The sequence below is a fragment of the Nocardia sp. NBC_00508 genome (assembly GCF_036346875.1).
In the GTDB taxonomy this organism is placed as follows: Bacteria; Actinomycetota; Actinomycetes; order Mycobacteriales; family Mycobacteriaceae; genus Nocardia.
Genome location: NZ_CP107852.1, coordinates 2,084,741 through 2,105,395 on the forward strand (window position 1 = coordinate 2,084,741; position 20,655 = coordinate 2,105,395).

Annotated in this window: 21 protein-coding genes; 9 read left to right on the forward strand and 12 right to left on the reverse strand. The window is 68.1% G+C overall.

All coding sequences use genetic code 11. The features are described 5' to 3' along the window. Positions 1-86 precede the first annotated feature (86 nt). From OHA40_RS09380 to OHA40_RS09395, 4 genes are all read left to right on the forward strand, one after another. Entirely contained in the window at positions 87-1,259 is a 1,173-nt protein-coding gene (locus OHA40_RS09380; protein WP_330232670.1) for a cytochrome P450, read from the forward strand. A 222-nt stretch (positions 1,260-1,481) separates the two neighbouring features. After that, positions 1,482-1,925 (forward strand): hypothetical protein, encoded by a 444-nt coding sequence (locus OHA40_RS09385; protein WP_330232671.1) that lies wholly within the window; start codon positions 1,482-1,484, stop codon positions 1,923-1,925. 45 nt (positions 1,926-1,970) lie between these two features. Continuing rightward, positions 1,971-2,486, forward strand: a complete 516-nt coding sequence (locus tag OHA40_RS09390; protein ID WP_330232672.1) for a hypothetical protein — start codon at positions 1,971-1,973, stop codon at positions 2,484-2,486. Between the two features lie 4 nt (positions 2,487-2,490). Beyond that, positions 2,491-3,738 (forward strand): MAB_1171c family putative transporter, encoded by a 1,248-nt coding sequence (locus OHA40_RS09395; RefSeq protein WP_330232673.1) that lies wholly within the window; start codon positions 2,491-2,493, stop codon positions 3,736-3,738. Here the strand turns inward: OHA40_RS09395 and OHA40_RS09400 are convergent. The 3 genes from OHA40_RS09400 to OHA40_RS09410 all read right to left on the reverse strand — a co-directional run bounded on the left by OHA40_RS09400 (position 3,680) and on the right by OHA40_RS09410 (position 6,386). Then, complete coding sequence (locus OHA40_RS09400; protein WP_330232674.1) at positions 3,680-4,672, reverse strand: DUF418 domain-containing protein; 993 nt, start codon at positions 4,670-4,672, stop codon at positions 3,680-3,682. The two genes, OHA40_RS09395 and OHA40_RS09400, sit on opposite strands and share 59 nt — an antisense overlap. 58 nt (positions 4,673-4,730) lie before the next feature. Continuing rightward, positions 4,731-5,819, reverse strand: coding sequence for a calcium:proton antiporter (locus OHA40_RS09405; protein ID WP_330232675.1), 1,089 nt, complete (start codon positions 5,817-5,819; stop codon positions 4,731-4,733). Positions 5,820-5,990: 171 nt separating this feature from the next. Next, the gene (locus tag OHA40_RS09410) at positions 5,991-6,386 is read right to left on the reverse strand and encodes a nitroreductase/quinone reductase family protein (RefSeq protein ID WP_330232676.1); all 396 of its coding nucleotides are present in this window, start codon (positions 6,384-6,386) and stop codon (positions 5,991-5,993) included. Positions 6,387-6,958: 572 nt separating this feature from the next. On the opposite strand from OHA40_RS09410, the gene OHA40_RS09415 reads away from it, so the two are divergent. Together OHA40_RS09415 and mmuM are read left to right on the forward strand one after the other, a co-directional pair. Then, positions 6,959-7,636 (forward strand): phosphate signaling complex PhoU family protein, encoded by a 678-nt coding sequence (locus OHA40_RS09415; RefSeq protein ID WP_330232677.1) that lies wholly within the window; start codon positions 6,959-6,961, stop codon positions 7,634-7,636. A 217-nt stretch (positions 7,637-7,853) separates the two neighbouring features. Then, on the forward strand, positions 7,854-8,783 hold the full coding sequence (gene mmuM, locus OHA40_RS09420) for a homocysteine S-methyltransferase (protein ID WP_330234105.1): 930 nt from the start codon (positions 7,854-7,856) through the stop codon (positions 8,781-8,783). 142 nt (positions 8,784-8,925) lie between these two features. On the opposite strand, the gene OHA40_RS09425 is transcribed toward mmuM, so the two are convergent. Next, positions 8,926-9,786, reverse strand: a complete 861-nt coding sequence (locus tag OHA40_RS09425; RefSeq protein WP_330232678.1) for an RNA polymerase sigma factor — start codon at positions 9,784-9,786, stop codon at positions 8,926-8,928. Between the two features lie 83 nt (positions 9,787-9,869). Continuing rightward, positions 9,870-10,742: a haloalkane dehalogenase gene (locus OHA40_RS09430; RefSeq protein WP_330232679.1), complete on the reverse strand. Its 873-nt coding sequence runs from the start codon at positions 10,740-10,742 to the stop codon at positions 9,870-9,872. A gap of 674 nt (positions 10,743-11,416) precedes the next feature. Here OHA40_RS09430 and OHA40_RS09435 point away from each other — a divergent pair. Beyond that, a complete protein-coding gene (locus OHA40_RS09435) occupies positions 11,417-12,133 on the forward strand; it encodes an HNH endonuclease family protein (RefSeq protein WP_330232680.1) in 717 nt (238 codons plus the stop codon). A 33-nt stretch (positions 12,134-12,166) separates the two neighbouring features. Here OHA40_RS09435 and OHA40_RS09440 read toward each other — a convergent pair whose 3' ends face one another. The 6 genes from OHA40_RS09440 to OHA40_RS09465 all read right to left on the reverse strand — a co-directional run bounded on the left by OHA40_RS09440 (position 12,167) and on the right by OHA40_RS09465 (position 18,609). Further along, positions 12,167-13,081: a LysR family transcriptional regulator gene (locus OHA40_RS09440; RefSeq protein ID WP_330232681.1), complete on the reverse strand. Its 915-nt coding sequence runs from the start codon at positions 13,079-13,081 to the stop codon at positions 12,167-12,169. A gap of 86 nt (positions 13,082-13,167) precedes the next feature. Then, positions 13,168-14,370 carry an FAD-dependent oxidoreductase gene (locus tag OHA40_RS09445; RefSeq protein WP_330232682.1) on the reverse strand — a complete coding sequence of 401 codons (1,203 nt, stop codon included), beginning with the start codon at positions 14,368-14,370 and terminating at the stop codon, positions 13,168-13,170. 179 nt (positions 14,371-14,549) lie between these two features. Further along, positions 14,550-15,197, reverse strand: a complete 648-nt coding sequence (locus tag OHA40_RS09450) for a PadR family transcriptional regulator (protein WP_442943964.1) — start codon at positions 15,195-15,197, stop codon at positions 14,550-14,552. A 60-nt stretch (positions 15,198-15,257) separates the two neighbouring features. After that, positions 15,258-17,291, reverse strand: a complete 2,034-nt coding sequence (locus OHA40_RS09455) for an MDR family MFS transporter (RefSeq protein WP_330232683.1) — start codon at positions 17,289-17,291, stop codon at positions 15,258-15,260. A 55-nt stretch (positions 17,292-17,346) separates the two neighbouring features. After that, complete coding sequence (locus tag OHA40_RS09460) at positions 17,347-18,303, reverse strand: sigma-70 family RNA polymerase sigma factor (RefSeq protein WP_330232684.1); 957 nt, start codon at positions 18,301-18,303, stop codon at positions 17,347-17,349. Positions 18,304-18,381: 78 nt separating this feature from the next. Beyond that, the gene (locus OHA40_RS09465; RefSeq protein ID WP_330232685.1) at positions 18,382-18,609 is read right to left on the reverse strand and encodes a hypothetical protein; all 228 of its coding nucleotides are present in this window, start codon (positions 18,607-18,609) and stop codon (positions 18,382-18,384) included. Between the two features lie 173 nt (positions 18,610-18,782). On the opposite strand from OHA40_RS09465, the gene OHA40_RS09470 reads away from it, so the two are divergent. Continuing rightward, positions 18,783-19,424, forward strand: a complete 642-nt coding sequence (locus tag OHA40_RS09470) for a TetR/AcrR family transcriptional regulator (RefSeq protein WP_330232686.1) — start codon at positions 18,783-18,785, stop codon at positions 19,422-19,424. Here OHA40_RS09470 and OHA40_RS09475 read toward each other — a convergent pair. Beyond that, positions 19,421-20,062, reverse strand: coding sequence for a TetR/AcrR family transcriptional regulator (locus OHA40_RS09475; protein WP_330232687.1), 642 nt, complete (start codon positions 20,060-20,062; stop codon positions 19,421-19,423). The genes OHA40_RS09470 and OHA40_RS09475 overlap by 4 nt on opposite strands. Before the next feature lie 167 nt (positions 20,063-20,229). Between OHA40_RS09475 and OHA40_RS09480 the strand changes: the two genes are divergently transcribed. Further along, the gene (locus OHA40_RS09480; RefSeq protein ID WP_330232688.1) at positions 20,230-20,637 is read left to right on the forward strand and encodes a hypothetical protein; all 408 of its coding nucleotides are present in this window, start codon (positions 20,230-20,232) and stop codon (positions 20,635-20,637) included. The last annotated feature ends 18 nt before the right edge of the window (positions 20,638-20,655 follow it).

Here is a 20,655-nt window from a genome sequence, read left to right on the forward strand (position 1 = left end):
CCGGATTCGGGCACCTTCGGGCGCTGTCACGGAGGTGTCAACGCATCATGCGTATCCGACGCGAGGCAGTGCGAGATGATGGCCGGGTGACGGACGTGTTCGACCCCGAATTCGCGCGAGACCCGTGGCCCACGCTCGACCGGCTGCGTACCGGGGGCGGCGTGCATCGCATCCGAACGCCCGACGGTCCCCCCGCCTGGCTGGTGACCCGATACGGCGACGTGCGGGCCGGACTGCTGGATCACCGGCTGTCCACCCAGGTACGGTACGCGAACTCGGACGACTATCGCGGTTTCGCCGTGCCACCACCGCTGGACAACTTACTCAACGCCGCCCCGGCCGACCATGCCCGACTGCGCGGTCTGGTGACCGCCGAGCTGTCGCCGCGACGGCTGGCCGAGTGGTCCGGGCTGGCTCCCGACCTGGTGAATTCCTTGCTGCGCGACCTGGATTCGGGCGAGCCGATCGATTTCGTCGAACAACTGGCGGTGCCGCTGCCCGCCGCGGTGCTCGGCGAGCTGCTCGGCCTCGACGAGCCGACCCGGGAACGCCTACGCGGGTGGGCGAATTCGACGTTGCTCCCGTCAGGGTCGCCTCCGCGCGCCCGGGACACATTGACCACAATGCTGGCGATCATCACCGACACCACCGCACACGCGCGAACGCACCGCACGAACACGGTGCTGGGCCGCTTGGTGGCCGCGCACATGGACTCCGGGTCGCCAACAGCCGACGAACTGGCCGGGCTGCTGTTCTACCTGCTGTTCGTCTGGTACGAGGTGCTCGTCGATCTGGTCGCCGGTTCGGTGCTCACCTTGCTCGGCCGCCCGGATCAGCGGGAACTGCTGCGCGCAATGCCCGACAAGCAGGGAGCCGTCGACGAGCTGCTGCGCTACCTTTCCCCGCAGGTGCTCGCCGGACCGCGCTTCGCGACAGCCGAGCTGACCATCGGCGAGACGACGATCCAGCCAGGACAGACCGTGCTGCTGTGCCTCGCCTCCGCCAATCACGATGCCGAAATCTTCGCCAGGCCTGAGGAATTGGACCTCACCAGGGACCGCGGCGCGCAGCTCGCACTCGGCTACGGCGTGCACGCCTGCCTGGGCAACGCGCTCGTGCACACGGTGACCGCGGCGGTTCTGGACCACGTCCTGACCCGGTGGCCGGATTCGGTGCTGCTGGTGGACGAGCGGGAGATCGTCTGGCGCTCCGGCTTTCGGCATCGCGGACCGCTCGCGCTGCCGATGAAGCTCCGATGAGATGGGGCGAGCGACGATGATCGCCCCACCTGCTGCCGCTCTCGGGCACCGGGCCTCTCGCGGTTACCTACCCCGCGGATCATCCCCGCGTGTACGGGGAATGCGTGCCACGCCATCGCGGAACACAGCTCCCCGGGGAGACCACACCGGCATGCGCTGGCGGAGCATGGACGAGTATGATCTACGACACATACCCTGTCAACTACAGGAGACATGCTGATCATGGGGGAGGTTGCACACCCGTTCACCCGGGCTCTCAACGCGCTGATCAACGGAATGCATCCGCCCGCGAGCAAAGACGGACGGCCGCTGGAGATCACCCACCGAGCCCTGGCCGAGGACATCCACCACACCACCGGAGCGCGGCTGTCCGCGAACTACCTCTGGAAGCTGCGGACCGGGCAGGCGGTGAACCCGTCCTACGAGACGCTCGAGGTGTTCCGCGGCTACTTCGGGCTGGACAGCCTGGACCCGTTCACCGATCCGCAGCTTGCCGCGGCGCGCGGCAGCGAGTTGGCATTGATCAACGCGCTCAAGGGAGATGCCGAACACGAGGCGCTGGAGTTGGTGCTGCGCGACGGGCTGCAACAAGGTACGGTCCGCGCGGAGTCGGTGCTGGCGATGCTGGATATCCTGCGGCGCATCGAGAACGAAGACCGCGAGTGAGCGATGCGGATCGCGGCGTGGAGCAAGGACGGAGGTGACCATCCGGTGCCGGATCGTCGATGGTTGCGCCGCGAACTGCGTGGCCTCGGGCTACCCGGCCGGTTCACCGTCGGCGAGCTGGCCGAGGCGGTGGCCGAGCACCGCGCCCGGCCGCTGCGGCTTCGCCCGGAGAACTTCCCGGTGACCGGTCTCACCGGCGGCCTGCTGGTCACCGACGCGATCGATTTCATTGCCTACCAGCGCAATACCTCCAAAGTGCACCAGGACCACATCGTGTGTCACGAACTCGGCCACCTGCTGGCCGGGCATCGCACCGTCGACGTGCGCGGCGCGGAAGCGGTGCGACTGCTCGCCCCGAATATCGACCCGGCGGTGGTGCGGCGCATGCTCGGCCGCACCAGCTATGCGCAGCCGCAGGAGCAGGAGGCCGAGGACATCGCGAATATGCTGATGGCCCACCACATCACACACTGGACCGCCCGGGAGGAGTGGGTGCTGCCCGATTCCGCGCCCGTCACCGCGCGCCGGCTGCTGGACGCGCTCGGCCCAGGACAGGGCTGAGCCGATGTGGTTCGCGGTGGTGTACGGCGGCATCGGCGCCTTCGCGTTCGCAGCGTTTCTGTGGCGCGTCGGCCTCGCCATGCGCAGCCCGGGCAATCCCGCACGCTGGGCCGTCGCGTTCGCGATTCTCGCGGCGGGCATCGGGTTCGAAGCCGCTGTGCCGCAGACCTATACCTGGCTGGGGGACGTTTCCGGCAGTCCCAATCTGGCTTCGCTCGTGGTGTACGGCGCTGTCGCGACCGCGGTCCTCGCCCAGATCGTCTGGACCGGGTTCATGGTGGCGCCTCAGGAGCCGGATAGTCGTGCCCGGCGACGCATCCTCGCGCTGCCGTTGCTCGTGCTCGCGGTACTGGCACTGCTGTTCACGGTGGCCCCGGTGCACGACGAGAGTCATCCCACCGACTTCGACGACCATTACGCGAAGGTTCCGCTCGCGGTGGCGTTCCTCGGTGTCTATCTCACCGTGTACTCGGCCGCGCTGATCCGGATCATTCTGCTGTGCCGCAGGTGGATCGGCGAGGTGGATCGAGTCTGGCTGCGGCGCGGCCTGCGGCTGCTCGCGGTGGGCAGCGCCATAGCGCTGGGCTACAGCGTCGGCAAGGTGGTCGCGATCGTCGCGGCGTGGTTCGACATCGGGCTGCGACGCCTCAACACCGACATCGCGCCCGCGTTCGCCAGCCTGGGCGCGACCGTCATGCTGGTCGGCTACTTGTGCCCCTCGCTGGCCCCGTGGCTGCTGAACACGGTCGCGCGCCTGCGGGCGCTGCCCCGGCTGCGTCCGCTGTGGCTCGCTCTGCGCGAGGTGGCTCCGGAGCTGGCGCGCACGTCGTCGCTGCGGCGTCCGGCGACCCGGGATCGGGTGTACCGCAGGGTGATCGAGATTCGCGACTGGCTGCTTCGCCTGCAACCGCACCTGTCCGCCGAGGCGAGCGCAGTCGCCGAGCATCTGGCGAGCGCACTGGAGGTACCGGAGCGCACACGGTCCGCCGCGATCGAAGCCGCGCGCATCGCCGCCGCCCTGCGGGCCTACCGGCTGGGGCTGCCACCGACCCTCGACGGCGAATCCTTCACCGAGCCGAACCAGCCCACGCTGGCCGGCGAGCTGGCGTGGCTGGTCGAGGTCGCCACCCAGTTCGACACCGCACCGCTGGTGCCCGCGACACTGGCCACGCTGGAAGCCGGCTCCGCTGGGGTCAGTACCGGCGGATCGGAACCGGCGCACGACGGATCGGAACCACCGACCACCAGGTGACGCACCACCACGCCCATTCGAGCGGACCGTAGTCGAAAAACCGCAGCCACACGGCGCTGAACAGCGCCTGCCCCATGATGATCGCGACCGCCGAACCCAGCAGCGCCGCATAGTCGGCGGAGCCGGACAGGCTGAGATGCGGTTCGGCGAGCAGGATCAGCGCCGTCGCGCCGACATAATTCGTCGCTGCCATGCGGCCCAGCGGCTGGAGTACTTCGGACAGCACCCGTCCCGGTTCGATGCGCAGCAACAGCAGAAATCCGGTCACGTAGGCGAGCGCGCCGAGCAGGCCCGCCACTGCCGCGGCCGGTGTGGACCACAGCTCCAGATACGGGGTGCGATACTCCCACCTGCCCGCCACCACCGCGGCGGGTAGCGCGAGAGCGAAGACCGCGCCGATCTGCCAACCTCGCTCGCCGAGTGTCTCGGCGATCCCCGCACGGGCGGTGGCCGAGCCGAGCAGGAACAACCCGGGCACCAGAGCTAGTTCGCCACCGAGCGCCAGAGCCACGCCGACGGTGCCGACCAGGCCCGCGAGCAGGACCGCCCAATTCGGCAGCACCGACGCGGGCAGCAGGATCGCCACCCCGACCAGCGCGTACGGCAGCAGCGCCGCGCCCGGCTGGAACTGCTGATGGACCAGACCGACGACCCCGAGCGCGACCAGGTGGCGGGCCAGGACGAGTCGCGGGCGCTCGCTCTGTTCATTCAGCAACAAGGCGAAGCCGAGCCCGAACACGAACGAGAAGATCGGCAAGAACCGTCCTTCGAACGCCACCGTCAGCGCATGCCGGACCGGATTCACCATGCCGGTCTCGTCCGTCACCGCCATGCCCGTGATCTGCCAGATAGTCACCACCAGCATCCCGCACAGTGCAAATCCCCGAACCGCGTCCAGTTCGGGGATACGTAGCGGACCCGCGTCGTTGTGCATGGATCTCACGGTATCGAGCAGCCGCGCCTGCGCCCGGATCTCGCGCGGAGATGTCGCGTCAGGGACTGACGGCGAGGAACGCGAAGGCCGAGAACAGAGCCAAGTGGACGCCGCCTTGCAGGAGAGTCGCGCGTCCTGGCACCACCGTGAGCCCGCCGACCACGACGGTCAGGGCCAGGAGCACCATTTGGGTTGCGCCGAGACCGAGCACCAGCGGTCCGTCCAGCCAGATGCTCGCCACGGCGATCACAGGAATGGTCAAGCCGATGCTGGCCATCGCCGAACCCAGCGCGAGATTGAGGCCGATCTGTACCTGGTCGCGGCGAGCGGCGCGGACCGCCGCGAGCGTTTCCGGCAGCAGTACCAGCAGTGCGATCACCACACCGACTGCCGATTGCGGCAGACCTGCCGACTCGACCGCCGATTCCACAGCGGGTGAGACCACTTTTGCCAGCCCGACCACGCATATCAGGGCGACGAACAGCATCGCGAGGCTGATCACGGCGGCGCGCGCACTCGGCAGCTCGGCGTGCTCGTCCTCGATGACGACGCCGTCGGCCTCGACCGGCAGGAAGTCGCCCGGATGACGCACCGTCTGCACCATCACGAACAACCCATAGAGCGCGAGGGATGCCACGGCGGCGAAGGCCAGCTGCGCAGGGGAGAATTCCGGTCCGGGCTTACTCGTGGTGAAGGTCGGCAGCACGAGGCTGAGCGTGGCCAGGGTCGCGACGGTGGCCAGCGCCGCGCCGGTACCTTCCGCGTTGAACACCGCAACCCGCCTGCGCACCGCCCCGACCAACAGCGCAAGACCGAGGATGCCGTTGCAGGTGATCATGACCGCCGCGAAGACCGTGTCGCGGGCCAGCGTGGCAGTCTGATCGCCGCCCGAGCTCATCAGCGCGAGAATGAGCCCGACCTCGATCACAGTGACCGCTATCGCGAGCACCAGCGAACCGAACGGCTCACCGACCCGGCGCGCGACCACCTCCGCGTGGTGCACCGCCGCGAGCACCGCACCGATCAACGCGACCATCACCATCGTCACCGCGACACCGGGCAGGCTTCGGCCCCAAACAGCCGCGAGAGCGAGCAGAGCGAGGAGTGGTACGAGAACGGTCCAGCGGGCGATCAACACACGGATCATGCCCACCATCCTCCCAGCAAATTCTTCGCATCCCGATCAGGTGATCACTCTCCACCCCCACGCGACCAGGGGCCAGGCGTCGAGATCCATACGTACCGTGCGCAAGTCATTACCGGCCGGTGTCCCTGCACCACCTGTGCCTGATGCACCGCCGAACGTCGGGACCGTGATTCAGTCGTCCAGATCGATCCGGACTGTGAGCAAGTCGGTGCCGACCAATCGGACGGCCGCGCTGTTGGCGCGTGGCAGGGAGGCGAGGCGGGTACGCGCGTCGTCGTCGGGCAGCGGGTGCGCGGTGCCCGTATGCCAGCGTCCGTGCAGGCGTAGCCGGACGTGGTTGTTCGCCTTGATGTTCCGGATGTACTGGGATCGCTCGCCGAACTCGGAGACGAGCCAGAACTGGTTTCCGAACTTTCGTCCGCCGATCGGGGTGATTCGCGGCTGACCGCTGACTCGGCCGGTCGTTTCCAGGAGCGTCTGACTGGGCACAGTGCGAAGAATCGGATTGCCGACTCGGCGCTGCAGCGCCGTCACCACCCGATGCTGAATGTCGCGCATGTTCGGCATGCCGCGACGGTAACACCGGGTACTCGTCGGCAGGCGTCAGCGCATCCGCGTTTCGGTCACCGAGCAGGGCGCATACAACTCGAGACGCATTTTCCGCACGCGTAGGCACCGGGTCGCGAACACCCGGCAGCGGCATAGCGCAGTACTGACCGGCGGCCGCACCACCCGGGGTGGCCGGTCGCACTGTGCGTAATCGAACGAGTCGTCATGTCCACGAATCTCATTGCGTGATATATGCCACAACTCCTCGGCCTCTGCATGTCAGCCCAACGGACCGGCTCGGCCGCGGCCGAGCCGCGTTCCGCAGTGCCGCACCAGCTGTCGCGAGTTATCGGCGGTGGGCACATGGGGGCTGAACCGTGCCGTATCGCCGCCTTATCATTTCGCCGAACCGCGCGACAGCGGGCGGGGCAACACTGGACCAGCGGCAGCAACAGCGATTTCACGTGATCGCACCAGGGCGGAATCACCGGCCCCTTCGTCTGTTCGACCGTGGCGGGCGTTGCGGAGAGGCGCCGAGGCGATGTCGTTACCGAAGAACATCCGGCAAGGAATCGACCCGGTACCGATCGATGGGTGAGAATTTGGCGGTGCGGACCCAGTTCACTGCCGAGCTCATCGCGTTGACCAAAGACTTGACGCTGATGTGCACGCTCGCCCACGACGCCGTCGAGCGTGTCACCGACGCGCTCGTCGACGCCGACCTCACCGCCACCTACGAGGTCTTCGCGCTCGACGAGCAGCTGCAGAAGATGTACGGCGCGTGCGAGGCGCGCACCGTGGTGCTGTTGGCGTTGCAGGCGCCGGTCGCCCGCGACCTGCGACATGTGGTGACCGCGATCCAGATCGCCGGGGAACTATCCCGAATCGGATGGCTGGCCAGCCGGGTCGCCGACCAGGTGTACCAGCGCCACCCGGGACCAGTGGCGCGGCAACCGATGCTCGACATCCTCGCCGCGATGGGGAAGCTGGCGGCCGAGCGCACGGCACTGGCAGGCTGGGCGGTCGCAGGCCACCAACCACTGTCCGCGGAGACTCCTACCGACCCGTCGATGGAAACGCTGCACCAGCAATTGCATTCGGCATTGCGCGACCCCACATCTCAACCGTCCACCGATATGGCGATCGACAACGCACTGCTGGGGCACCACCTAGAGCGCTGTGTCGATCACACCGCACGCATCGATCGGCTGATCCGCTTCCTCGACACCGGCGTCCCCCCGACCGCTCAGCCCAACGACGACGAGTGAGCCTGCGCACCGGCCGGCGTCCCCCCGATCCGAGTACCTGGTAGAGCCGAAGTCCACCGAGCGGGGTGGGTGAGCGCGATTGGTTCCCGAGCTCGACCGTGCCTCCCGAACCCGGCGCCGGAATCGGTGTGCGCCAAAGCATTCCGATGAATTCGAGCCTGCGCTAGCGGGTCTGGATCGACTCCTTCTCCTCCTGCCCGGGTAGGGTGGAACCGTGCTGTTCGACCCCGCGGCGGGGGTGCTGATCTCGGACGGCGGCTTGGCCACCGAGTTGGAGGCGCGCGGGCACGACCTGTCCGACGCGCTGTGGTCGGCCCGGCTGCTGGTGGACGATCCCGGCGCTATCGAGGCCGTGCACGCGGCCTATTTCCAGGCGGGCGCCGATATCGCGACCACCGCGAGCTACCAGGCTTCGTTCGAGGGTTTCGCCGCACGCGGGCTCAGCCGAGCGGAGTCGACTCGGCTGCTACGCCGCAGCGTCGCATTGGCCCGCGCGGCACGTGCCGCCTGGACGGACGGGCGACGCCGATGGGTCGCGGCCTCCGTAGGCCCGTACGGCGCGGCCCTTGCCGACGGCTCGGAATACCGCGGGCGCTATGGACGCAGCGTGGCCGAACTGCGGGCCTGGCACCGGCCGCGAATGGAGGTGCTTGCGGACGCGGGCGCCGATCTGCTCGCGCTGGAAACCGTTCCCGACATCGACGAAGCCGAGGCAATGGTCGACCTGGTGACCGGCATCGGCGTACCCGCGTGGCTGAGCTACACCATCGAGGGGACCCGCACCCGGGCGGGGCAATCGCTCGCGGACGCCTTCGCTGTGGCCGCGGGGTCGGACGCGATCGTCGCGATCGGTGTGAACTGCTGCGCACCCGCCGATGTCGAGGCCGCGATCGGCCTCGCCGCGAGTACCGGCAAACCCGTGATCGCCTACCCGAACAGCGGCGAAGGGTGGGACCCCGCCCGCCACAGGTGGACCGGCCCCGCCCAGTTCGCCCCAGCTCTGGCACCCGCCTGGGTCGCACGAGGCGCCCGCGTCATCGGCGGATGCTGCCGCGTCGGCCCCGCCCACATCGCCCGCCTCGCATCAGAGCTCCGTGGAACCTCAACCGCGACCGATCTCGGGTCCGCCGGTCCGTCGCCCCGCTGAGCCTTCGGTCGAGAGCCCGCCGTCAGGAGATCCCCCTACCGCGAATCCTTTGCCGCAGCCAGGGCGCCGACCGGAATCCGGCGGTGCAGGATCGTCAAAGGCGCGGCGCTGATCCAGGCACCCGGCTGAGGTCCTGTCGAGATCACGCCTCACCGAGCATCGGGAAGCGGCCCGAGCCGAGCAGGCCGGTAATCGCGTCCATCTTCGCTTGCGGCGCCGCGTAGTCCGGGTGTGCGCGCAGCACCGATGCCGCGTCATGCAGGTGGATCATCTGCTGTTCGGCCTCGGCCGCGGTGCGACCGCCCGCGCTGACCGGATGGTGTGCGAACACCGGTTTGCGCGGGTCGACCCGGCCGAGGGCCACCGCCTTGTCCACTCGGCGCGAGCAGCGGCAGAATGCCGTCGGGTCGACCAGGCCGCAGGTGGCGTTCAGGAACTCGCCCAGCCGTCGCTTCGCTCGCTGCAACCGTTTCCGGTAGGCGGCGGGGGTGATACCGAGGATCCAAGCTGCCTCTGTCGAACTCAGCTCGAATACGTCGCCCAGCACGAAGGCGATCCGTTCGTCGCGTGCCAGACACTGCAACATGCCCTGACTACACGTGAGCCGCACCTCCGCGGTCAGCAACTGCGCCTCCGGTCCCCGGTAGTCCGCGTCCGCCAAGCCGTCGGCCAGCCCTTCCCGGTAAGCGTCCAGGCTCAGCTGGGCTGCCTCCTGCGGGGTCTGCCGTCGCAGGTTCAGCAGGTAGTTGACGCCGATGCGGTAGGCCCAGGTGAGCAGCTTCGCCTCGGCGCGCCAGGTGTGCAGGTGGTCGAGGACGCGCAGCAGGATGTCCTGGGTCGCGTCCTCGGCCTCCGCGGGCCGCCAGACCATGCGCAGGGCCAGCCGGTAGAGCGGGTCCTGCAGCCGGCGCACCACCTGAGCGACCGCGTCCCGGTCGCCCGCGATCGCGCGGGCGACCATGTCCTTCTCCTCTGCCGCGACCAGGTCGTGCTCGGTGCCCATCCGGCCATCATTCGGCCTGCCTCGCGGTTGACGCAAGCAGCCTGGTGCGGGCCCCGCCGGGGTCGTTCGGCGCGGAGCCCGCGTCACGACCGCGCGGCTGCCCCGACCAGAGCGTGCCGGTCCAACCAGTCCGCGACCGCGCGACCGATTTCGTCCGGCCGATCTTCCGGCGCGTGGTGCCCCGCGGGACCGATCGGCGCGACCTCGGCGCTCGCGAAGGTGGTCGCGGCCCAGTCGATCATCTCCGGCGACCCCAAGCCGACGCCGTTATCCAGCGCCATCAGCAATTTCGGCACCTCGGGCGTCGCGGCCGCCCACGCGCCGTATTCGCGCACGATGGCGACCACGTCGGCCGGTTCCCCGCCGAGCGGGAACTCCCTCGGCCATACCAGCAGCGGCTTGCGCGACACCGGGGTCGGATACGGTGCTCGGTAGACGTCATGGTCCTCGACGGCGAGGTCCGCGACGCCCTTCGGCAGGTTGAACTCGATGAAGGTGTTCTCCTCCAGGATCATTCGCTCGCCATCGGCGGACCGGAACTTGCGGAACAGCTCGGCGCCGAGCGGGGGCAGCTCGTCCCAGGCCATCGGCCGCAAGAAGGTCTCGATCAGCGCGATGCCACGCACCCGCCCGGGATGCCCAGCAGCCCAGTGCATGCCGAGCGCGCCACCCCAGTCGTGACCGACCAGGACAACTTGGTCCAGGCCGAGCGCGTCGAACCAGGCGTCCAGGTAGGCGGCATGATCGGTGAAGCGGTAGCCGCTGTCGGGCTTGCCCGACTCCCCCATCCCGATCAGGTCGGGCGCCAACACTCGGGTCCGATCGGCGACGTGCGGAAGCACGTTGCGCCACAGGTACGACGAGGTGGGGTTGCCGTGCAGGAACACCACCGGGGTCGTGCCAGCGCCGGTGTCGCGGTAGTTGAGAAACGAGTCGAGTACTTCGACGGTGGGCATGATGTCGTCCTTCCAGGTTCCGGCTTGCTTGCCTTCACCCGTTTCGACACACGATCAGGGCCACCTGTGACCGGCCGCGAGGTGATGCTCATCACAGTCGTCGACGCGCCGTCGCGACGCGTACATCCGTAGCCATGCAGTAGATAAATAGCGGAAACTGAAGATCATCTGAGAAATCTTCCGGAACATCCGAACGAACTTGCCAATCAACGTCTCGGCTATCTACTGTCTCGATACGTAGAACAAAGCGTGATCGAGACGGAGCGAAAAGGTGCTGGTGCACAACCGGATACAGGTGGACCGAACCACCCGCACCCGCCGGATCCCGATCATCCCTGATCGTCACGAGTGAGTCCGGAGCAGGCGCGGCTCGACACCTCGGGACCTCCCCCTCATCAGCCCCGTGGTGTCGTCCCAGTGCGGTCTTCGGAGTGGACAACCGTCCGCACAACCGCGCGGCTCGCATGGTCTGCTCGTGACAAACCGCCCCCGAGTCGGCGCCGGCACGGCGATTCGGGGGCGGGCCCACTACTGCTGTCGAATCACCTTGGGGCACCAGTCCGATCCGGGCGGCTGTGCCGAATCTCATATGCGCCAGTCATTTGTGTCGGCGCGAGCAATGGATAGTTTGACGCCGGTTACAGTTTCCGGTGGGTTCGGCGTTAGGAAGTTCCATGAAATCCACAGCACACCGCCTTGCCCTGATCAGCGTGATGGTCGCGACTTCCCTCGGACTGGTCTCCTGCTCCTCCCTCACAACCAGCGAGTCGACCGCGGCGACAGGTTGCGGTTCCGGCGGCAAGGCATGCACCGCCGCCATACCCAGTCGCGAGGCCCTCGCCCTACTGAATTCCCTGCGGGTCGCGGACCGCGCCGCCAGAACCGGTTACAGCCGAGAGGAATTCGGCCCGCCGTGGTCGGACAACGTCTCGGTGCCCGGCGGCAACAACGGCTGCGACACCCGCAACGACATCCTGCAGCGCGACCTGACCGACGTGACGTTCAAGTCGGGCAAGTGCATCGTCTCGACCGGGACGCTCGGCGACCCTTACACGGGCAAGACCATTCACTTCGAGCGCGGCGTGAAGTCCTCCGACGATGTGCAGATCGACCACGTCGTCGCGCTCTCGGATACCTGGCAGAAAGGCGCTCAGAAGCTTTCCGCCGAACGCCGACGCGACCTGGCGAACGATCCGCTGAACTTGCAGGCCGCGGACGGCCCCACCAACCAGTCCAAGAGCGATTCCGACGCGGCCGAGTGGCTGCCGCCGAACAAAGGCTTCCACTGCGCCTACGTGACCAGGCAGATTCAGGTGAAGGCGGCCTACCAGCTCTGGGTCACCCAGTCCGAGAAAGACGCCATGGTCCGGGTACTGAGCGCCTGCCCCTGAGCGTCAGGGAAACTCGATAGCGCCCGCCGCCGGTCACCACTGCCGAGCGGCCGTGATCAGCCGCTGGTAGACCAACTCGACGTGTGGGGCCGGCGAACCGGGACGGCGCACCAGAAACACCGTATTGATCGGTGGATCGTCCGGCTCCAGCAGCGGGACCAGCGCCCCTGAATCCAGTTCGGCAGCACAGAGGTAACGCGGCAGCACACTGATACCCGCGCCCGCCGCCACCGCCGCGGTGACCGCCCGCAGGTCGGCGACCACGACCGCCGCCTCCGCAGTGAGCCGGATGCCGAAGACGTGTCGCCAGTACCGCCGCAGGATCGGCAGGTCAGGGGCGTAGCTGAGCAGCGGAAAGCCGGACAGCGCTGCCGGTGCTTCGGCGCGCAGCACTCCCGTGTCGATCCGCGCGGCGACCGACGGCGCGGCCACGAGGACGAATTCCTCGTCGAACAGCGGTTCGGCGATGACCGTCCGGCCTCTGGGCCGAACCGCGGACACCACCACGTCGAACTGTCCGGCGCGCAGCGCGCCGAGCAGCTCGTCCGACAGCCCCGCGCCGACCACCAGCCGCACGCCCCGGGCGACCAGTGGCGCCAGCGCCGGAAGCGCGTGCACCGCAAGTACTTCGGCGGGACCCGCCAGCCGGACCGCGGGCTGCGGAGCGGGTTCGCCGCGACGGGCAGCGACCGTGCCCAGCGCGTCCAGCGGTGCGGCGATCCGCGCCGCCAGCTCGGTTGCGGCCGCGGTCGGCGCCACCCCGCGCGGCAGTCTTTCGAACAGCCGCGCGCCGAGCCGCTTCTCCAATGCCTGCAACTGACCGGTTACCGTCGGCTGAGACAGCCCGACCATCCGCGCCCCCGCCGTGATCGATCCGGCCCGGTGCACGGCCAGGAACGTGCGCAGTTGGTTCAGATCGACATTCCCATCGGAATCTCTATCACTCACCGCACAAGTCTATTTCCCTGGCGATATGACAGACCCCCTGGTGGTGCGATGTCCTGCCGGTCCGGCGGACCGGCAGGACTTCTCCACTAGGCCGCCGCGAGTTCGCTGTCGGCGGGCGCGTCCCAGTCGATCCGGTAGCGCTGCTCGGGACCCATGGTCTTCTCCGGGTTCATCACCGTCTTGACCATGACCGGCGCCAGCAGCTGCATCATCTTGCGCGCCACCGGACCGGGCGTCTTGCTGTGGTTGATCTTCGCCGCACGCGCCGCGACACCCTCCACCCGGCCGCGCCGCAAACGCTCGTAGACCGCGAACGCCTCCGCGGCGGGCAGATCGCGCAAGCAGCGGGCCAGCTGCACGGCGCTCTCGATCGCCAGCGAAGCGCCCTGGCCGGAGCTGTTGGACGGCGCGTGCACCGCGTCGCCGACCAGCACCATCTGTCCGCGGTACCAGTGTGGCACCGGCGGCATGATGTGCAGCGCGCCGACCACCTCCAACTGCTCCTCTGTGGTGCGCCGGACCAGTTCGCCGCCGGGGGTGTCGTCGGCGTAGGTTTCGCGCAGGATCTGCAGCCACCGCGTGCTGGGGATGGCCCGTGCCGCGGTGAACGACAGGTACTCCTTGTGCGGCAGGTTGGCGCCCCATGCCACCCGGCCGTCCCCGAGCGGCCAGTACAGGTAGTACGCGCGTTTGCCGAACGCGAAAGTCATGGTGCCGGGCGGGATGTCGGTATCGCACTCGGTGATCGCGCCGAAGCCGAGCATGCCGGTGTAGTCGGGGCCCGGCGCTTTCGGGTCGATCAGCGTGCGAACGGTCGAGCGGATGCCGTCGGCACCGATCAGCACATCGGCGGTGGCCGTACTGCCGTCGGCGAACCGGGCGGTGACGCCCGACTCGTCCTCGCGGACGTCGACCAGGCGCTTGTTGTACTCGAACGGGACGCCCGCGGCGACCGCGTGCCGGTGCAACGCCTGGTGCAGTTCGCTGCGATCGACCAATTGCAGGGGCGGCACATCGGACAGGGCGGGCAGGGACAGCAGCTTGTCGCCGATCGACATGGTCATCCCCGTGACGGGCAGCGCGATAGCGCGCACGGGATCACCTGCTCCGATGATGTCGAGCGCGGCGATGCCGTTCGGCGCGAGCGCGAGCCCGCTGCCGATGCCGTAGGACGGGCCGGGGTACGCCTCGTGGACGCGGGCGTCGATGCCCGCTTTGCGCAGGGCCGTCGCGACGACGGGACCGGCGATGCCGCCTCCGATCACCAGGGCGGTACGTGTCGTGGACATAGGTATCTCCAGGATTCGTGCGATGGGTTTCGGTTCCCCGAACCGACCCGCGCGCCATCCACCCGGTTATCCTGTGGTTGCCAGCCTTGTAGCCGGGTGCGCGTTCGCGGGCACGGTTCGAGACTGTTTCGATCGGGCCCGGCGGTGGTGTTGCCGCACCTCGCCGGGTCCGGTCTCGGCTAGTTCTCGGCCATCCCCCTCTCCTCCAGGTCGGCGACTTCGGACGGGCGCATGCCACGGTCGTGCCACGCCCGCCACTGCGTCAGCCCGGGAAAGGTGCCCTCGGTCAGCTCGTCGCGCAGGGAACGCGTCCATGCCGCTTCGGCTTCCAGCATCGCCACACCGAACTCGGTCTCGACGGTGAACAGCCGGGGCAGCGTCGTCGTGGCGAGTTCATCGAGTTCGCGGCGCACCGTCTCGGTGGTCCGTTCCAGCGCGTCGAGGCGTTCGCCGAGCAACTCGATCACTTCGTCGGGGGGCAGCACCGCGAGAATGGACAGCCCCGCCACGAAACGGTGCTGTTCCGGCTCCGGCGTGGACAGCAGTTCCCTGGTCCAGTCGGCCATCTCGGCGCGGCCCGCATCGGTGATCTGATAGATCACCCGCTCCGGCCGCGCGCCCTCGCGTTCACTGCCGACGACCTCGAGGAAGCCGACCTTCGCCATGTTCTGCACGACGGTGTAGAGCGAACCCCACTTGATCGTCATGTCGCGCTCTTTGCCCCGGTCGCGCAGGGTCTGCGCGATCTCGTAACGATGCATCGGCCGCTCGACCATCACGGATAGCACCGCGAGCGCGAGCAGGTTGTCGACCTTACGTTTCTGCACCGCGGCACCTCCTTTACTCGTCTACGAATATACGTGCACGAATATCACGGGCGCAAGTGTTCAGGCGGGCACGGATTCCTCCGCGCGCGCCTGGTCTTCCAGCAACTTGGTGGCGATGTTCGTCAGCGCCTGATCCAGCAGTGCGCGGTCGGTGGGATCGGCGTCGTTCCAGTCGTCGAGCCTGCTGTCGAGCCAGCGCCGCCACGCGGCTTTGATCCGATCGAGTTCGGCGGCGCCGGAATCGGTGAGCCGCAATCGTTTTCCCTCTCTGCTCAGGTAGCCCTCCGCACCGACCTGGTCGTAGATCGGTTCGATCACCTCGTCCGGCAAGTTGTGCGCCCGTGCGATCGCGGCGAGCGTGGCATCGCCGGTGATGCGGTCGCGCAGATACACCTGACCGAGCGCCCACGCTTCGCCGGGCGTCAGATCGCTGTCGGCGTCGGCGAAAATGCGCGGGCCGATCGGCTCCTCGTCCCGCGCTTTGCGCACTGCCGCGGCGATCGCCCGTTCCAGCTGCACCACCCGATCCGGCGAATCGGGTACCGAAAACCCTTCGCCCACATCGCCCGCGCCCGCCCGTGCGCTGTCCCGCAGCGGCACCTCCGGGAGAAACCAGGCGACCACGAACCCGGCCAGCGCGACCGGAACGACCCAGAAGAACACGTGATCGATCGAGGTCGCGTACGCGTCGATGATAGGCGCAGACTGTTCAGCGGGCAGAGCGCGCAGCGACTGCGGATCGGCCGCGACCTCCGGCGGCACCACACGGACCCGCGTCAGCGCGTCGGTCAGGTTCGGGCCGATCTCGTTGCTGTACAGCGTGCCGAAAATGGCCGTGCCGAAGGCGCTTCCGAGCGTGCGGAAGAACGTGACCCCGGAGGTCGCGGTGCCCAGCTGGGCATAGGGCACGGTGTTCTGCACGACGATGGTCAGCACCTGCATGGCCAGGCCGATACCGAGTCCGAGCACCAGCATGTACAGCGATTCCAGCCAGATGCCCGTCGCCGGGCCCATGGTGGACATCAGATACAGGCCGATCGCCATGACCAGCGTGCCCGCGATCGGGAAGTATCGGTAGCGCCCGGTCTTGCCGACCACCTGGCCGGACAGGATCGAGGTGGCGAACAGTCCGGCCACCAGCGGCAGCGTGCGTATGCCGGACGCAGTGGCCGAAACCCCGTTCACATATTGCAGATACGCAGGGAGGTAAGTGATCGAACCGAGCATCGCGAAGCCGACGATGAAGCTGAGGACCGAGCACACCGTGAACACGCGACTGCGGAACAACCCCATCGGGAGCATGGGCTCGCCGGCCCGCAACTCCACGGCTACGAACGCACCCAGCAGGATCGCCGCCGCGACGAACAGGCCGCTGATCATCGCCGAACCCCACGCGTATTGCTCTCCGCCCCATTCCAATCCGAGGATCAGGCAGGAGACGCCGAGCGCCACCAACCCGATACCGGCGTAGTCGATGATCGGCTTGGCGGCGGCGCGTACCCGCGGAACGGTGCGCGCGGCGAGGGCGATCATCAGCACCGCGAGCGGCACGTTGACGTAGAAGCACCAGCGCCAGCTGGCGTGGTCGGTGAACAGACCACCCAGCGTCGGGCCGATCACCGTGGTCACCCCGAACACCGCGCCCAGCGCGCCCTGATACTTGCCGCGCTGCCGCAGCGGAATGATGTCGGCGATCAACGCCATCGAGGTGACCATCAGTCCGCCGCCGCCGAAGCCCTGGACGCCGCGGGCGATGACCAGCAACAGCATGCCGTTGGCCAGGCCCGCGACCATCGAACCGACGATGAAGATCAGCCCACTGATCTGGAACACGAGCTTGCGCCCGAACAGGTCGCCGAGTTTTCCGGCCAGCGCGGTCGCCACCGCCTCGGCGAGCAGGTACGACGTGACCACCCACGCCATATGCCCCGCCCCGCCCAGATCGGCGACGATGGTGGGCAGCGCGGTGGACACGATGGTCTGGTCCAGCGCCGCCATCAGCATGCCGAGCACGATCGTGCCGAACACGATGTTGGTCTTGGCCCTGCCCAGTGGAGCAGCGGGGTCGTCGGCGACAGCAACCGCACCGGTCATTAGCTCAGTATGGGACGTTGCCGCCGCGACAGCATCCCAGCGACACAGCAGCGAATCAGCCGAGCAAGCCCTCCAACGCTGTCGCTCGCCCGGGCCGCCGCAGCTTCGCCATCCCCTTGGCCTCGATCTGGCGAGCGCGTTCGCGCGACACTCCGTAGGACTTGCCGACCTCGTCGAGTGTCCTCGGTTCGCCGCCGCGCAAGCCGAAGCGCAGCGCGATCACCTCCGCCTCGCGTTCGGTCAGCGAACCGAGCACCTTGTCCAGCTGGCCACGCAGCGCGGACGCGGTCACCGTGTCGGACGGGTCCGGCGCGGTGTCGGCGATCAGCTCGCCGAATTCGGTGGCATCCTCCCCGACCGGTGTGTGCAGCGAGAGCGGTTCGCGGCCGATGTCGAGGAGTTCGCGCACCTTCTCCTGGGACAGTTCCAGCTCGGCGGCGAGTTCCGCCACCGTGGCCGCCCGGCCCCGGTGCTGCGCGAGCGTGCGCTGCGCCCGGTGCAATCGGTTGAGCACCTCGACGACATGCACCGGGATGCGGATGGTGCGGCTCTGGTCGGCCAGTGCGCGCCCGATCGACTGCTTGATCCACCAGGTGGCGTAGGTGGAGAACTTCAGGCCACGTCGGTGATCGAACTTCTCCACCGCGCGCATCATGCCGAGCGTGCCCTCCTGGACCAGGTCCAGCAGCGACGTGCCCGTCGGCGTGGGATACCGCTTGGCGATCGAGACGACCAGGCGCAGATTCGCTTCGACCATATGGTCTTTGGCGCGCTGACCGTCTGCGATCCGACGACGCAGTTCTCGACGCTCTCCGGTGGCGAGTTCCTCTGCGGCACCGGCGTTGCCGAGGCGACGCGCTGCCAGGTGGCCCGCCTCGATCCGCTCGCCGAGCTCGACCTCCTGCGCGGCGGTGAGCAGCGGGGTGCGGCCGATGAGCCGTAGATAGTCCTTGATCGGGTCCTCGCTGACGGTGCCCGTGAAACGGGCGGGATGGGTGCACAGCTGGGTCACAGAACGTTCCTTTCTGCCGGGCGAACCGTTCGGCGGCGTGTCGAGCACGCCGCCGAACGGGCGGGGATGGGGCGGCGGTCAGCCGCGCCCGGGAATCCGCAGCGGACGCTGCGGCTTGGCGCGATAGGCCATTGCAGGCCGAATCGGCTTGACTCCCTTTCGTTCTCGGCGCACCACACTCGGATATGCGGGGGTGGAGCGAGCCGCGGCGGTGATCCGTCGGGCGCCGGTTCCGCCATCTCCTTCGGCGAGGAGCAAGCGAACCGCGGTCTCGAGGACGGCGTCAGCGCTGGCCTTGTCGGTCATGGTGGCTGATCCCTTTCGGTCGACGGTGGAGCTGATGTGAGCCGAGGTCGCTTCGACAAGTCCGTGGTTCATCCGCGCTGACACTCCTTCGTTCTGATGACGATCACAAACTTAGAATGAACCTAAAAATATGTCAAGCAGATTTTTGTGTCGATATCAGATATGGTGGCGGCATGAGCACAGCGGACCTCGGGCTTCGTGCCAGGAAAAAGCAGCAGACCAGGGACAACATCTCCCACCACGCGACCCTGCTGTTCCTCGAGCACGGCTTCGACAAGGTGACGATCGCCGACGTCGCCGCCGCGGCACAGGTCGCCAAGATGACGGTGACCAACTACTTCCCCCGCAAAGAGGACCTCGCCCTCGATCTGCACGAGGTGTTCGTCGACCAGCTCGCCCGTGTCGTCCGGGAACGCGAATCAGGCGAGTCCGCGCTCGCCGCACTGCGGCGGGCCTATCTGGCCGCGGTGGCCGGGCACGATCCGGTGGTGGGTTTCTCCGGACCCGAATTCGCCCGGATGATCACCGACAGCCCGGCGCTGGTTACCCGGCTGCGCGAGTTCCACGACGAGCGCGAACGGGCGCTCGCCGTCACACTGGCCGCCGAAACCGATTCCGCCGCCGGCGATATCGCGCCGCGCGTGGTGGCCGCGCTGCTCGGCGGCGTGCACCGCGTGCTGTTCGACGAGACCGCGCGCCGCACCCTGGCGGGCCGATCCAACGACGAGATCGCCACCGCCCTCACCGAATACATCGGCACCGCGTTCGACACGCTGGAGCAGGCGATCGGCGATTACGCCATCCGCGGCGGCTAGCTCTCTTCCGGCCGCTCGAGCAGCGACATCGCGATCGGGACGAGGAGATCCACCAGTTCGTCGACAGTCGGACGCGGATCGGCGAGCACCCACTCGTGCGCGAGCCCGTTGATCGCGCCGATGAGCGCGCTCGCCCCCCATCCGGGCGCGCCGCGCACCCGTGAACCGGGCGCGATCACCGGCGCGACGTGGGACTCCAGCACGGACGCCCAGGCATGACGTCGCTCGCGACGGTGCCGTTCCATCCGATCGCTCACCCCGACCACTTCGATGAAGGCAACCTTCGCGCGATAGGGGTCGGAACCGATTGATGCGAGATAGGCGGTCAACACAGCGGTCATCGCGGCGGTCCGATCGAAGCGGGCGTCGAGTTCCCCCATCCTCGCCAGCACGGCGGCGGCGGCTTCGTCCTGGATCCGATCGTATGCCGCGACCAGCACGTCCTCCCTGGTATGGAACTCCTCGTAGAACTGCCGCTTGGACAGGCCCGCGGCCGCGCACACCTCGGCCAGCGAACAGTTCGCGTAACCGCGCTCGGCGAAGATCCGGGTAGCCGCCTCGAGGAACCGCTGACGTCGCTCGGCCTTCCGCTCCACGACGGCGCGCCCGCCGTACTGCCTTCCCACTGTCGCCGTCACATCTCTCACCGTAGCGAAATCGCGGCGACCACGGCCGATCCGCGCGAACATCGCGATGCGCCGGCCGCTGTCGATCGACGTCTTGTGATCCAGGTCATCAGACCGCATACTCGACCAGTCTGAAACCAAGTGGGCTCACATTGCCCATGGAACGAAGAGGTTCTCGCGTGGTCACTCCCCGCAAGCACGCAGCGACGCTGCTGGCTGCCCTAGCCGCGGCCCTGCGGATGGCCAACGACAACCTCTCGGCCGGACTGATCTTCGCGGGCGCGCTCGGCGTCGCGCGGGAATATCCCGAACTGCGAAAGTTACTCGACGACAACATGAATGGCCTCGGCAAGGTCATGATGGCCGGCAAGGAACAGCTCTGCGCGAGCTATCAGGCGGCGCTGTTCCCGTTCGCGGACGACATCGGCATGCTGACCAAGAATCCCTTCACCGACCCCGTGGTCGTCGATGTGTGCTCGCGGCCGCCTTCGGGCAGCCGATCGGCAGCGGACGCTAGCCCACCATGCGAATGCCCGTGTCGCGGCGGCGATCCCCGGACACGGGCTGCCGCGTCTGAGACGATCTAAGCCGAATACCCGCACAGA